Origin of the sequence: Leeuwenhoekiella blandensis MED217 (genome assembly GCF_000152985.1) — a bacterium.
GTDB lineage: Bacteria > Bacteroidota > Bacteroidia > Flavobacteriales > Flavobacteriaceae > Leeuwenhoekiella > Leeuwenhoekiella blandensis.
This window is the reverse complement of record NZ_CH672395.1, coordinates 2,094,876-2,109,106: the sequence shown is the minus strand read 5'-3', so window position 1 is coordinate 2,109,106 and position 14,231 is coordinate 2,094,876. Positions and strand designations below refer to the sequence as shown.

General features: G+C 40.3%; 14 protein-coding genes. 5 read left to right on the top strand and 9 right to left on the bottom strand.

Annotated elements, in window-relative coordinates:
* Positions 1–100: 100 nt before the first annotated feature.
* Positions 101–1,081, bottom strand: a complete 981-nt coding sequence (locus MED217_RS09095; RefSeq protein WP_009780216.1) for a TerC family protein — start codon at positions 1,079–1,081, stop codon at positions 101–103.
* Positions 1,082–1,272: 191 nt separating this feature from the next.
* On the opposite strand from MED217_RS09095, the gene MED217_RS09090 reads away from it, so the two are divergent.
* From MED217_RS09090 to MED217_RS09075, 4 genes are all read left to right on the top strand, one after another.
* Positions 1,273–3,240 carry an aconitate hydratase gene (locus tag MED217_RS09090; RefSeq protein WP_009780215.1) on the top strand — a complete coding sequence of 656 codons (1,968 nt, stop codon included), beginning with the start codon at positions 1,273–1,275 and terminating at the stop codon, positions 3,238–3,240.
* Between the two features lie 88 nt (positions 3,241–3,328).
* Positions 3,329–3,778, top strand: a complete 450-nt coding sequence (locus tag MED217_RS09085; protein ID WP_009780214.1) for a nucleoside deaminase — start codon at positions 3,329–3,331, stop codon at positions 3,776–3,778.
* Entirely contained in the window at positions 3,778–4,623 is an 846-nt protein-coding gene (locus MED217_RS09080) for a formate/nitrite transporter family protein (protein WP_009780213.1), read from the top strand. Before MED217_RS09085 ends, MED217_RS09080 begins: the two co-directional genes overlap by 1 nt.
* A gap of 41 nt (positions 4,624–4,664) precedes the next feature.
* Positions 4,665–5,213, top strand: a complete 549-nt coding sequence (locus MED217_RS09075; RefSeq protein ID WP_009780212.1) for a DUF4251 domain-containing protein — start codon at positions 4,665–4,667, stop codon at positions 5,211–5,213.
* 791 nt (positions 5,214–6,004) lie between these two features.
* Here the strand turns inward: MED217_RS09075 and MED217_RS09070 are convergent.
* From MED217_RS09070 to MED217_RS09050, 5 genes are all read right to left on the bottom strand, one after another.
* Positions 6,005–6,844 (bottom strand): hypothetical protein, encoded by an 840-nt coding sequence (locus tag MED217_RS09070; RefSeq protein WP_009780211.1) that lies wholly within the window; start codon positions 6,842–6,844, stop codon positions 6,005–6,007.
* Between the two features lie 640 nt (positions 6,845–7,484).
* A complete protein-coding gene (locus MED217_RS09065) occupies positions 7,485–7,829 on the bottom strand; it encodes a hypothetical protein (protein WP_009780209.1) in 345 nt (114 codons plus the stop codon).
* 57 nt (positions 7,830–7,886) lie between these two features.
* Positions 7,887–8,093, bottom strand: coding sequence for a hypothetical protein (locus MED217_RS09060; RefSeq protein ID WP_009780208.1), 207 nt, complete (start codon positions 8,091–8,093; stop codon positions 7,887–7,889).
* Position 8,094: 1 nt separating this feature from the next.
* On the bottom strand, positions 8,095–8,565 hold the full coding sequence (locus MED217_RS09055; RefSeq protein ID WP_009780207.1) for a nucleoside deaminase: 471 nt from the start codon (positions 8,563–8,565) through the stop codon (positions 8,095–8,097).
* A gap of 1,335 nt (positions 8,566–9,900) precedes the next feature.
* Positions 9,901–10,500: a DUF6642 family protein gene (locus tag MED217_RS09050; protein WP_009780206.1), complete on the bottom strand. Its 600-nt coding sequence runs from the start codon at positions 10,498–10,500 to the stop codon at positions 9,901–9,903.
* Between the two features lie 262 nt (positions 10,501–10,762).
* Between MED217_RS09050 and MED217_RS09045 the strand changes: the two genes are divergently transcribed.
* Positions 10,763–11,320 carry a DUF4494 domain-containing protein gene (locus MED217_RS09045; protein ID WP_009780205.1) on the top strand — a complete coding sequence of 186 codons (558 nt, stop codon included), beginning with the start codon at positions 10,763–10,765 and terminating at the stop codon, positions 11,318–11,320.
* Positions 11,321–11,390: 70 nt separating this feature from the next.
* Here the strand turns inward: MED217_RS09045 and MED217_RS09040 are convergent, their stop codons facing one another.
* The 3 genes from MED217_RS09040 to MED217_RS09030 all read right to left on the bottom strand — a co-directional run bounded on the left by MED217_RS09040 (position 11,391) and on the right by MED217_RS09030 (position 14,085).
* Positions 11,391–12,404, bottom strand: a complete 1,014-nt coding sequence (locus MED217_RS09040) for a zinc-binding alcohol dehydrogenase family protein (RefSeq protein ID WP_009780204.1) — start codon at positions 12,402–12,404, stop codon at positions 11,391–11,393.
* An 83-nt stretch (positions 12,405–12,487) separates the two neighbouring features.
* A complete protein-coding gene (locus tag MED217_RS09035) occupies positions 12,488–13,162 on the bottom strand; it encodes a ferredoxin reductase domain-containing protein (protein ID WP_009780203.1) in 675 nt (224 codons plus the stop codon).
* A 176-nt stretch (positions 13,163–13,338) separates the two neighbouring features.
* Positions 13,339–14,085 carry a hypothetical protein gene (locus tag MED217_RS09030; RefSeq protein WP_009780202.1) on the bottom strand — a complete coding sequence of 249 codons (747 nt, stop codon included), beginning with the start codon at positions 14,083–14,085 and terminating at the stop codon, positions 13,339–13,341.
* Between the last annotated feature and the right edge of the window lie 146 nt (positions 14,086–14,231).

Sequence of the window (14,231 nt, the reverse complement as noted above, 5' to 3'; positions counted from 1 at the left end):
AGCTGTATTTTAAGTATTACCTTAAAGTTAAGTAAAGCCTTAAAGTCTTCCATACACTTTAGGCTTTCTTTGACACCTATACGTTAATGTAACTTAAAATCTACGGAAGTTCTTCTGCTTTTGCGGTTTCAGCTTCTGGTTCCTGACCGCCTTTTAAATAGATCGATGCCAGAATTCCTGCAACAAGCGATACTACGATAACGCCCAGCGATAACCATTCGGGCACTTCGATCATATGAGAGAAGATCATTTTAAGACCTACAAATGCTAATATCACCACGAGACTATAATGAATGTATCTGAATTTTTGTAGCATACGCGAAATCAAGAAATACATCGAACGCAGTCCTAAGATCGCCAGAATGTTTGAAGTAAACACGAGAAACGGATCGGCTGTAATCGCCAGGATCGCGGGGATACTGTCTAGCGCAAACAAGATATCGGTAAGTTCGATAACTATTAAAGCCAGGAAAAGGGGAGTGGCTGCCCGTTTTCCCTGATCTGTAATAAAAAAGTCATGACCTTCCATCTTAGTGGTCACAGGAAACATCTTTTTTACCGTTTTATAAACCGTAGAATCTTGTGGATCATAATCTTCTTCGCCATTAGACTTAAGCATACGATAGGCGGTAAATAATAAGAATCCACCAAAAACATAGATGATCCATTCAAATTTATTGATGAGGGCGACTCCAAAGACGATCATTAAAGCTCTGAAGATTATAGCGCCCAGAATTCCCCAGAACAGCACACGGTGTTGGTATTTTGGCGGAATTTTAAAAGAGGAAAAGATCACAGCGATCACAAAAACATTATCGATGCTTAGTGAAAGTTCGATCAAATAGCCCGTAATGTATTTCAGCACTGCGGTATTTGCAGAAATACCGGTAGGATTCTCTACCAAATCTGTATTAAATAACCAATAGATCACACCGCTAAAGGCCATTGCAATTGTAAACCAAACGGCGGTCCAAATACCGGCTTCTTTACTTTTGATCACATGGTCGTGTTTATTAAAGACTCCCAGATCAAGAGCTAAACAAACTAAAATAAAAGCGATAAAAATTCCCCAGACGAGCATAAACTATTATTGATTACTATAAGAAGCGAGCTCTGCATTTTGCAAGAACACGTGCTAAGATAGCATTTCTAATTTAAGTGTAAAGTTAGCATAGTTACCAAGGCTTTAGGGCGCCTGGATTCTAAATTGCTGTTAAATAATTGTGGTGTTTTTTGATTCTGTCTAACTTTTAAAAAACCAAAAAAATTGCAATGAAAGCTTTAAATGTTACTCAAAAATTAATCAATGATCATCTCATCGAAGGGAAACTCCAACCCGGTGAGGAAATCGGTTTAAAGATCGATCAGGCCTTGCTTCAAGATGCAACCGGAACGCTGGTACAATTAGAATTGGAAGCGATGAATCTGGATCAGGCCAAAACTGAAGTTGCGGTACAATATGTAGACCACAACCTGCTACAAACCGATTTTAAAAACGCAGACGATCACGCCTTTTTACACAGTGCAGCGCAAAAGTTCGGACTTTGGTTTTCCCGCCCGGGAAATGGCGTTAGTCATCCTGTACATATGGAACGCTTTGGCAAACCGGGAAAAACCTTGGTAGGTAGTGACAGCCATAGCTGTGCTGCCGGTTCTTTAGGAATGCTGGCGATTGGTACCGGTGGTTTAGACGTTGCTGCAGCCATTGCCGGGCAACCCTACTTTGTAAAAATGCCACAAGTGATGGGTGTTAAACTTACCGGTAAGTTACCCGATTGGGTGAGTGCCAAAGATGTGATCCTTGAGATGCTACGCCGTCACGATGTAAAAGGTGGTGTGGGAAAAATCATTGAATATTATGGAGAAGGTTTACAAGAATTAAGCGCGATGGATCGGCACGTGATCGCCAATATGGGAGCTGAATTAGGTGCAACCACGACTGTTTTCCCTAGTGATCAGGAAACCAAACGTTTTTTAAAATCTCAGGGACGCGAGGAAGATTGGACTGAACTTCTGGCTGATGACAGTTGTGAATATGACTTGCACGAGCATATTGAGTTGGATAAGCTTGTTCCGTTGATCGCACTGCCTACGAGTCCGGGAAATGTAGTACCTGTAAGCGAAGTAGCCGGTAAACCCATTTCTCAAGTGGTGATCGGGTCTTCTGCAAACCCAGGATTGCGTGATTTCTGGATCGCAGGCGCCATTGTAAAAGGAAAATCGGTCAATCCTGATGTTTCTTTTGATATCAATCCTACCAGCCGTCAAATCATTCAGAATATGATCGATACCAAAGCCTTTGCCAATTTGATCACGGCGGGTGCCCGTTTTCATCAAAGTGGATGTATGGGTTGTATTGGGATGGGACAAGCGCCCGCAAGTGGTACGATAAGTTTACGTACGATGCCTCGTAATTTCCCTGACCGCTCAGGAACCAAAGACGATCAGGTGCATTTGTGTAGTCCGGAAACCGCAGCAGCTTCGGCATTGATCGGAAAAATTACAGATCCTCGGGATATCGCTTCGCTTTACGCTATGGAATATCCACAATTTGAAGATCCTGAATTGCACATCATTAATGAAGATATGCTGGTAGCCCCGGCGGAAGATGGCAGTAAGGTTGAACTGAAAAAAGGACCTAATATCAAGTCGCTTCCTGAAATTGAAGCCTTGAAAAGTGACTATGAAGTACCTGTTTTACTGAAAATGCAGGACAATATTTCTACAGATGAAATTCTCAAAGCAGGAGCAGAAGTACTTCCATTTCGTTCCAACCTTCCGGAGATCAGTAAATACAGCTATACGGTGATCGATGAGACGTTTTACGATCGTGCGATGGAAACCAAAGAAAAAACAGGAGGCCATATCGTGGTTGCCGGTGATAACTATGCACAAGGAAGTAGTAGAGAACACGCAGCTTTAGCACCTAAATATCTGGGTCAGGTAGCGGTGATCGCTAAAAGCTATGCACGAATCGCCTGGCAAAATCTGGTGAACTTCGGGATTCTGCCGTTAGAGTTTGAAAATCCTGATGATCTTGAAAAAATAGAGCAAGGAGATACCGTGGAATTTAAAAATTTACGTCAGTTGGTAGAAAACAGAGCAACTATAGAAGTGCTTATAAAGAAAGAAACCGGCGAAGTTTCAATACCCACGAAGCACTCGTTAAGCGATCGCCAGATACGCGTATTGCTTAAAGGCGGAATCATCAATGACTTTAAAGAAAAACTTTCCGCATAAAACCACTGAAACTACATTTTATAACAAAATTTAGGGACGAATGCTCGGGTACGCATAGTATTTTTGGTATTCGTCCTTTTTTTAACTTATGGAACTACAACAACACAAAGATTTTTTAAAGCGTGCGATCGACTGGGCGAAACGCGGGAAAGCAGCTGAAGGCGGAGGAGCATTTGGAGCCGTGATCGTCAAAGACGGAAGCATTATCGCCGAAGGACACAATCGGGTAGGGGAGAATACCGATTGTACCCAGCATGCAGAACTGGCTATGATTCAAGAAGCCTGTAAAAAGCTTGGATCTAAAAGCTTAAAAGGTTGCATCTTATATACCAGTTGCGAGCCTTGTTTAATGTGTTTAGGAGCAAGCCGCTGGGCAGCCCTTGATGCGGTTTATTATGGAGCTTCTGCCGCAGATGCTAAAGAAGCCGGCTATGTGTATAGCCAACTTTTTTACAATTCGCATACCGGAAAACGACACCAAGAGTTTAATTTAATACAATTGCTACGCGCAGAAGCCGTGGCTGTTTGGAACAACTAATGAGCGAAGAAGAGAAAAAACAACAAAACATTGACCAGGAACTGGAAAAGTCTGAAACTTCAGAAGAGTCTCAGGCAAAAAGTCATGGGGAAATTCTTAAAGAACAAATCTGTGAAGGAAAAAAGATCTATACGCTTAGTAAGAGCAGCGTTCTTATAAGTTCGTTAACTGCCGGACTGGAGCTGGGCTTCAGTTATATGATGTTGTGCAGCGTATTTTTTCATTTTTCTGATTCTTTTAGCGAAGACACTTTGTTTAAATTGATCGCCTTGGTGTATCCGCTCGGATTTATTCTTGTGGTGCTCGGGCAATCTATTCTATTTACTGAGCAAACTTCCTTGCTCACATTACCGGTACTCAATCGTAAACACAGCTTGATGAGCTTGTTACGCATTTGGGGATTGGTGATTCTGGGCAACCTTATAGGAGGATGGCTCATCGGTTTGGTGTTGTTTTGGATCGGTCCTCAATTGGGCATCTTTGAAGCTGAAACCGTTGTTACCATTGGTGAGCACGTGGCTCATTTTAGTTTGCCGGTTATCTTAGTCAGCGCCATTCTAGCAGGATGGATGATGGGATTGCTATCCTGGTTAGTGACCTCGTCAAAAGATACCGTAAGCCGCATTATTATTATCTTCTTGATCACAGCCACGATGGCTTTTGTAGGATTGCATCACAGTATTATTGGGAATATCGAAGTCTTTGGTGCGTATCTTTTGGGAACCGATATAAGCTTGGGACGGTATTTATGGGTACAAAGCACGGCCTTGATTGGTAATGCTATAGGTGGAGCCTTTTTTGTAGCTTTATTGAAGTATCGTGCTTTTGTAAACAATGTGAACTGATACTGGTAAGATTATTGCACTCATTATGTAAAATAGAAGTTATGAAATATCTGGGATTTTTAATACTGGCTTTGATGATAACCGGATGTTCCGGAAGCCGACAAGCAGCGGACAGCAACGAAGCCTTGAACCAATGGATCACTGAAGGAAGCTACGAAATTGAATCGCAATGGGCATCACCCATGGCAACACAAGCATTTATGGCAGTCGCCAATACGAATATTCTAGGCCCCGGAAATACGGGAAACCGAATCAGTTTGATAGGAAACCCAAATCATTTAAGAATTTATAACGACAGTATTGATGTAGATTTGCCGTTCTTTGGCGAACGCTTTATGGGCGCAGGATACAATCAAAACAATGCCGGGATCCAATTTAAGGCGCCAGTGAAGAATTATGAAGTAACTACCAAGAATGGTTTTTACCAAATCAAGTTTGTCGCTAGTGATAAAACCGAATCTTATAATGTGATCCTCAATCTATTTCCGAACGAAACGGCAAGCATTGCCGTTAATAGCAGTCAGCGTGCGGCCATACGTTATCAGGGAACTATAATAGCCTTTGATCCGGATGCTAAAGAAGAAGAATAGTATTGTCCTTAGCGTTTTTTCAACACAAAAGGAACTAACAATAAAGCCATAGATACGAGAAGGGCTTGACGTTAAATTTTATAACAATGGGTTTGGTAATCTATGTAGACTAAAGAAATATTCTATTTTACATAATGTAAATTATAATTCAATTAGTGCTATTATAGAATATGCGAATTAGGGCTGAAATATCCTATTTGGCTATGGCTTATAAATCGTTTATTCTGCACAAAGGTCCGGTAATTTTCAAATACGCGATTCTCAGCGATCGACCAATTCAGTATTAAAACTGAAAATTTAAGATGAGTTGCTGTATAAAAACCATACTGATGGCGTTTTTATTTAGACGGAACTTTTTCTGAAGCTTTGAATCTAAAGTTTAGCTTAGGATTTCAGATGTTTCAAATACCAATGATCTGTGAAAATGTATTCTTGTTTGGAAAGGTTTACCGTGTGAAAATATCTGTTTTATAGCCCAACAAGGTTCAGTATGCTCATTTGCATAAAATTGCGTTGTCCGATCGTGCCCAGTAGAAAACTATTATAAACAAGGTTTAATATAATACATAGCCTATTTTCAACACACCCTATAAACTAAAAATATAGTTTATAGGGTGTGTCATGGACTTTACAACGTATTCTGCCTGGCTTTGTATGCGCTTTACCTGGGCTTTGATACGTGTGAACTACGGATCAAGCTTGAGTGAACCTCGGGTAAACTACGGGTGAACCTCTATGGATTTCAGGGTTTTCTTGAGAGTAACTGATAGCACAGCCGCTTTATGAAGCACTTAGTAGATCGCAAGGCACTGCATTGCGTTATGTGCCGGAAAAGCTTCTAGGATGTCATTGCTTTCCTGACCAAAACGAATGCCTAACCATACAGTATGTGCTGTTTTTTTATCTAATGTTTTCATCGAAAACATAGGATTTGGATCCTCCAGATACGCCCAGGTATATTGATCGCTGCTGTAAAACGGCAGGTTAAATTCTAAGGGTTGCGGGATGTCGTCAATGGCTATCGGCGGTGTGAGCATACGCACAATTTCGAGCGCTTCAGGATCTAATTCTGAAGTGTATTGCTGCCGCTTTTGATCATAAGTGAACGGCATAAGATTGTAACGAATCAACAACAAATCAAAATGTGTAGCGTGCTCGGGTACAACTAGATGCTCTTTTTTTAGGCCGGCAAAATCGACCAACACACTGATGGCATCCGCATCTAGTTTCGGTTGAAAACGCAGTCTATCGCTTAACTTGTTGTGTTTGTTCAATTCTAAACCCACTAGGGTTTCCGGAGCATTACAGGCATTGAGGCTGCGCTCGCCTTTAACTCCCCTACCCGCTTTTACCAATTCCAAACAGCGGCTTGTGAGTCGGCTATTGAAGCTATGATCTTTAAATTGGTGTACATATGGCAATAGCCCCATACGAATGGCCTTGGCGTAGGAAGAAGCTCCACCAAACTCTTTATTGTTTTTACGAACCTCCTCGTAGCGCGGGTCGGTATTGATGCGTTCTTCGGTGGGCGGTGCCGCTTTTCTACATACCCATTTTCCATTGAGGGTGTAATAGGTAATCCCGTCAATCGTTCCTTTAAATGCGCCGATGTTGCTTGTTGGTTTTGCCATGACCTTTAGTTTTAAAACCCTAAGGTATAGTCAAATTCGGCTAAAGTCAAGTGTAATCCATTGAATTTAAATAACTTATATTAATTTTTAGGAATCTAGCAATGGGAGTGCCAGCGCTTTTGAAAACTTGTGATTTAGAATAGGGGTAAATTGCTGATAATGTATTGGTTTTATATTGTTGTTGGAACACGCGATACAATCGCGCGGTAACGAAAAAAGTAAAAAACTATTTCATGATTGAGAACTAGAAAAGTTATTAAATAATTTTGACCAATTACACTTCAAAATACCAAGCTACAAAGGACACTATCATAAATAAGATAGGGACAGAACTAATAAGTGTCCAAACTAAGCTTTTTTTCCTATTTGCCCCCGCTACGGTCATTAAAAGAGAATTGATCAACGAAGCCAAAAAAGTACCGTAGAACAAAACTATCGATATAAGCTGACCATATTGATAAATCAACCTAAATCTGGGATTTAATCGAAAGCCTTCAGTAAATAGGTTTAGAGCGATGCTCAACAGAAAAAGAAAACATATAAGCGCAGCAAATCTTTGCGTCCAGCTTAGTTGTTTTATGGTTCTGAAGGTTCTCTTTATTGAAATCATTCCTTATTGGATGCAAAAAATCATGTATAACTAAAATACCGAACCTATAAAATAAATTAGCACACTTCCATAAGTGTATAGGCAGCTGAAGGCAGTGCCTAAAACCAAAAGAAGCTCTCTAAAGCGTTGAAGACGTAACCTATTGTTCAAATAATACCAGTCAAAAAGCTCTAATAAAGTACCCAAGGAATAAAATAGATTAGCTCCGATCCCCCAGATGATAATCACTAAGGTATCGCAATACGACCAGTCATAAGTTGTGGCAGTCAACATCTTGAATAAACCCAAGCCTCCCGAGAGGCCCACAAGAATATTATAAACCCATCTTTTGGATTCCCACCACTTGATATTTGATTTTAATTGTTCTAAGGTCATCTGTAAGTTCTATTTTCTGAGCAATCCGTACACAATATTAAGTGGTTTTTAAAAATCTTATTCATCATGCTCTTTTTTATCGGCATTCTTTAAGGTATACCACGTTGTCAACGTCATAAAACCACCAAAAATCAAGAAGTTAAATCCAAATTTCCAAAGACTGAATTGCTGCCCATTATAATAGTCAAATGCGGCCATCATTGCGGCGTAGACCCCTCCTCCTACGCATCCACCAATTAAAAGTGATTTTAGTCTTGATTTCATTTTAATACTCGGTTTTATCTTCTTTTGTTGCCCATTCCTGAAACGGTGTGATCGCAACTTCGGGAGCCAATTGTTCAAAAGGAATGCTTCTGTCGGCGTAGGGTAATTTCAATTCTTCGTAAATAAAATCATCGTCAAAGCCTATGTGGGCTGCATCTGTTTTGGTGCTTCCGTAATATACTTTTTCCGGCCGTGCCCAGTAGATCGCTCCTAAACACATAGGACAAGGCTCGCAGGAGGTGTATAATATACAACCTTCTAATTGAAACGAACCTAAGTTTTTACACGCATCGCGTATGGCCGTGACTTCGGCGTGCGCCGTGGGATCATTGGTCGACGTAACTTTGTTGTTTCCTTTGCCTATGATCTTTCCGTCTTTGACGATCACACATCCAAAAGGTCCGCCCTCATTGTTTTGCATTCCTTTAAGCGCCGCAGTTACGGCTTCTTGCATATAGTGTTTATGATCCATTATTAGTGTTGTTTTAGGTAAAGATAGCTTTTAGACGGGAGACTAATTTAAATACGAAAGTTGAAATACGAAGGTATTAGTTTGCAGTCGCCAGTCACAGTTGCCAGTAGCAGTTGGCAGTCACAGTTGGCTTTGCGCGTTACTTGTTTTATTTCAGATCAAAAGATAGGCAGGTACTGATTTTGAATAAACTAGAACTTCTATTTGTATTCCTTTTCTTTTTTGCATCGCCCAAAAAAGAAACAAAAAAGTCTAGGCTTACAGAAGCTTCTCTAAATTTCATGTTCACTTCGCTGCATGCGCTTAACTCGGCCGCAGGCCTCAAACAGAACCGCCTGCTACGCTACGCTCACTGCAAATTTAACAAGAATCTTCTGACAGGCCGCTGCTGACGTTCTAAGAGACTTTAGATTCCAGAATTGAGATGTTAGATAAGAGAATAAATAGAAATGACAGGGATTGAGATACAAAATAGGAAATACGAAGTGATTAGTTTGTAGTTGGCTTTAGCAGTAGCAGTTGGCAGTCACAGTTGGCAGTGCGCGTTGCTTGTTTTACTACAGTTCTAAAAGGTAGGCCATTGCTAAAGTTTAATTAAACTTGAACTTCTATTTGTATTCTGTTCTTTTGACTTGATGCCAAAGAACCAACCTGCCTGCCGGCAGGCAGGAAAATCAAGGCTTATTTTTACATCTTTGAAAACTATGCAAATCCTTTATCCTGCGGATAGCAAACGGCTGCGCTAGGCTATCCTCCGCACCCACCGCTGCAGGTTTTACTTGTTTTGCTACAGATGTAAAAAGTAGGCCGGTTTTAATTCAGTAAGCAGTAACAGTTGGCAATAGCAGTCTTTAGTTTTCAGTTTACGGTTTTCTGTATTAAATATTCATACCCGAAGAGTTTCCTGTTCTTTTTCTTCAGTATAGTGAGAAGGCTTCGTTAAAAATTTTTGAAGCCTTGGAGAAAATTTAGGAGTCTTCTTGCGGTTTTCGCCCTAAGGCGAAAAATACCTAAGAAATGTGCTTTAATTTAATGATTATTTTAATTCTGCTTACTATGAGCATATTCAATCTGACCTCTTCAAACAATAAGAAATACAGATTAAAAAGGGTCTTTTCTTTTCTGCATCCGACGACCGCAGGGAGAGGAATGCATCTGTTGTGCTATGTAATGATTTTAGTAGAATTATTTCAAGCAAAGAAAATGAATGAACATCATAAGGAGTAACTATTACTCAATCATCTATTATTAATGATGCTGTATAAGCCTTTTGAAAAGCTTGGTTGCGATGCTGAAACGAGTTCAGCATGACAAAAACAGGCCGATGCTTTTCTACTAATAATACATTCTAAAGTCTAAGTATTTACAGGCTTTATAGTGTTTTTCGTGCAGAAGCTCTACGACATTCACGAGGTCGTCGTCTTCGTTAAACAAGTTGAAGTAGACTTTGTCGAGGTTGGCACTGCTTAATCCGTTAAAAGCGTGGCCATAACCCGAAACTGCTTTTGCATTGGTAATATCTAAGAAATATTGGGCTTTTTCCTCGTCTAGATCCAAGACTTTGGCATTAGAAAAGTGAACGATTTTACCTCTCAATTTTCCTTCAAAAAGTTCTGCGATCTCCTGAAGATCGTAGTTATATCCGTTTAGAGAAATACTGTTGGCCTCGCCGGTCATAACGAGATAAATTATTTCATATTCCTTAAAATAATGATCGTCCATAATCAGCGTGTTTAAGCTCTCCTCCAGACCTTCAATCGTATCGCAGGTTTGATAAATACTGGCCACACCAAACTGAAGCGCCAACTCTTCCAGACTTTTTTGAACTTCGGTAAATTGGTCGATCTCGACATCTGCAACCCCTTCTAAACAATAGATGAACTTTTCAGGATCCTGATCATAGTTTTGGGGTACTTGCGTTCTTTTTTCCAGCATTTTTAGCGTCTTATAGGAATTTGTGCAAAGTTAGTATTTACGATGTGGCTTGCTCCATAACCTGATCAATAGATTGTGGGTGTCGTGAGCTTTTTGAAACCTCAATTTTCTTGGATCAAAAACTACAACATGCGATAAAACCTGTAACCTTCTCGGGATTAGTGCGGTATGCGTAAGCCATTCAGATTGTGAATATCTATCTGGATTTTAGAAGGGTCTGACCTTGCTAAACAATTATTTTTGGCGTCCAAAAATTTGATTTATGAGTGTAATCTGGTACGAATGCAAAGTGAAATATCCTAAACTCGATGAAGTTTCAGGAACTAAAAAATTAAAAACAGAACCGTTTCTGGTAGATGCGGTTTCTTATACCGAAGCAGAAAAGCGCATTACCGAAGAAATGCAATTATACCTGAGTGATGGCGAAGGCATCTTGATCACCAACATTAAAGTGGCCAATTATGCAGAGATCCATCCTTTTGAAAATGCAGACCGTTGGTTTAAAGCTAAAATTTCTTTGATCGCTTTTGATGAAGAAAGTGGAAAAGAGCGCAAAACCAATGAATATCTACTTGTTCAGGCCAATGATGTCAAAGAGGCTTATGAGAATACGATGCATGCGATGAAGGACACGATGGGCGATTTTAATATCCCGTCTATTGCCGAGTCTCCTATCGTTGATGTGTTCCCGTATTTTACCGGGGAGGAAGAAAACTCAGAACGTCTGGAGGAATTTATGCGTTTAAAAGAATCGGTTCCTGCCGATAATGCAGAAGATGAAGCTTTAGCGCTGGAAGATTCTTTGACTGAAGCAGAGTAACTTCACATCACAAAATAGAAAAAGCGCAAGAGAGTCTCCTGCGCTTTTTTATAATTCATTCTAACGTAATCTAGAAAACGATCACATTCTTGCCGATGCTTTTTCCGCTTTCCTGAAGCTTGTGTGCTTCTTTAAGGTTCTCAACGCTAAAGCCTTCAAAGGTGGTAGTCAGCGTGGTCTGTAAAGTTCCATCTTCTAAGAGCTGCGCAAGATGATTTAAAATATCGTGTTGTCGTTGCATATCTTCAGTTTGATGCATCGATCGGGTGTACATCAATTCCCAAGAGAAGGTAACGCTCTTATTCTTGAGCAGATTCAAATTTAGGGGTTCGCTGCTTCCTGTAATGCTTACGATATGCCCTTGGGGTTTGATCAGTTCGGCAGCAGTTTCCCAGTAGCTTTTAAGATCTACACAGTCAAAAATAAAATCTACCTGCTCAAACCCTTCTGCTGCGAGTTGGTCTTTGAGTTCGTAATGATCAACCACATAATCGGCACCCATTTGTTTACACCAGTCTTGTGTTTCTTCACGTGATGCTGTCGCGATCACGGTAAGGTCGGTTAGTTTTTTTGCTAATTGAATTGCTATAGAACCTACACCTCCGGCACCGGCCAAAATGAGTAAACTTTTACCTTTGTCTGTAGCCGGATTGTATTTAAAGCGGTCAAATAGGGTTTCATAGGCCGTCAATCCCGTCAAAGGAATCGCTGCGGCTTCTGCGATGCTCAGATTCTTAGGCTTTCTTCCCACGATACGTTCGTCAACCAATTGATATTCGGCGTTGCTTCCGCTTCGCGTTAAATCACCTGCATAGAATACCGCATCTCCCACGTTGAAAAGAGCGACCTCCGCTCCTACTGCTTCTACGATGCCTACCGCATCCCAACCAATGATCTTAGGCGTATCTAAAACCTGATCTTTTACAGCATTCTGACGTATTTTATAATCCACAGGATTCACCGAATTGGCTTGAACTTTTACGAGCAGATCACGCCCTTCAGGCTTTGGAACCTCTGTTTCAAAGGCTATAAAGCTGTCTTCTTTTGTAATAGGTAATGATTGTTTAAATCCAATCGCTTTCATCAAATTGTATTTTTTTTGGTTATTGGCGTGCCAAAGCCTTTAGTAGGCTAAGGCTTGCCCAGTGGCAATTTATATAGGTAAAATTACTCCATAGCTTCTTGAATGATGCGTTCTTCGGTAATCCCCATTTTTTTTAAATCATTGATCACAGATTCCATCATAGGTGGCGGACCGCAAACGTAGAATTTCTTAAGCGTTGTGGTGTTGATGTGTTTATTTAAAAAAGCTTTATCTATGTACCCTGTAGCATAGTTCGTGTCTTTTTCATCAGAAAGAATATTGATAAAATTCTCTTCTAAAAGTGCTTCGAGTTCAGGTGCATAGATGATATCTTCTTCCTTTTTATTGGCAAACAACAATTTATTCCCGTTTACTTTCCCCTCTTGCTCTAAGTGTTTGAAGATTGCAAGAAAGGGTGTGATCCCGGCTCCCCCGGCAATAAAAACTCCGGTTCCTTTATAAGAAATCGCGCCCCAGGAATCTCCAATGATCAACTCGTCACCATTTTGGAGCGTTCCCAATTTTTCAGTCACCCCGTTATGCTCGGGATAGGTTTTAATGGTGAATTGCAAAACTTCTTCTTCAGGAAGGTTGGTAAACGTAAAAGGCCGCTTCTCCTCTTTCCATTTACCTTTATTGATCGCTACTTCTGTAGCCTGACCCGGTTTAAAGCTATAGCCTTCGGGTTTTTGGGTCTCGATGTACAAAACATCGTGGTTGATAAAGTGAATTTCATTGATCTTTACGGTGTAACTCATAGTTAACTTTAGTTGGTTTTCATTAAAGTTAACAAGAACTAAGGTTTTGTACTACCAAGGTTTTCTTAAGGTTGTCGTTAATGTTTTGTTAGGAAGCATAGGTTTGAACACAAAAAAAAGGTTGAACATTTTAATAGCATTCAACCTTCCAATCGGCATTCTTGAGTTTTTACCAACTAATACCTTTCCACCAATTGATTGTCTTTAAACAAGGCTCCAACAAAATTATTCTGTTTCATATTTACGAGAATGTATTGCCCGTTTGCTTTTGGACCTACCGAAATATAAGCCGCTTCGTTTGCGCCATTGTCGGTCATTGTGATACTGAATTTGAAATATGGCGTTTGTTGTTCGGTCTCTACCGGTGGCATAAAAAAGTCTGAAGTTTTGGTATCGATGTGCATCATTTCACCATAGGTAAATCTTCCGCCTTCGAACTTACCTGAAATAATGGTGTTATTCTGAAAATAGATCCCGTAATCGTCTATGCAATCTCCAGAAATACACGTAGCATCTGCAATATCCTGTGGTGTAAAGGTTTTACGACTAAACACCTGCCCCTTATCGTAGCTGATCAATTCTCTTGAAAATCCTTGTGGGGAGCGCACCTCTCTGATGTGATCTCCTATTTTAATTCCTTTATCAAACAGGCCTGAGGTTCGTCCTTCTCCCTCATCATACACCGTAAATCCGTCCGGTTTACCCTCTTTAAAGTTGGAATAATAATAATCACTGGCTTTATTCTGGGTGTAGCCCACTCCGTTATACAACCCATTTTGATAGAAACCGTGATACACATCGCCGGTTGCTTTGTTGTAATAAAAGCCATAGCCATTTTGACAATCGCCTTTGGTGCAAGGAGCTTCTTGTGCAAAGCTTACTGTACATAGAAAAAATAAACTGCTTAGAATAAATGTTTTCATAATTGAGATTTTTTACTCGGTAAACGAGGTTGAGATTCTTTAGTTTTTACGTTTTAAAACTAGAAACTCTGTCCTCACTGTTCAATACGGCAATTGCCTTATTGGCGCCGCCAAAGGGTTTAATACTCCGAGGCTTGCCTCGATAT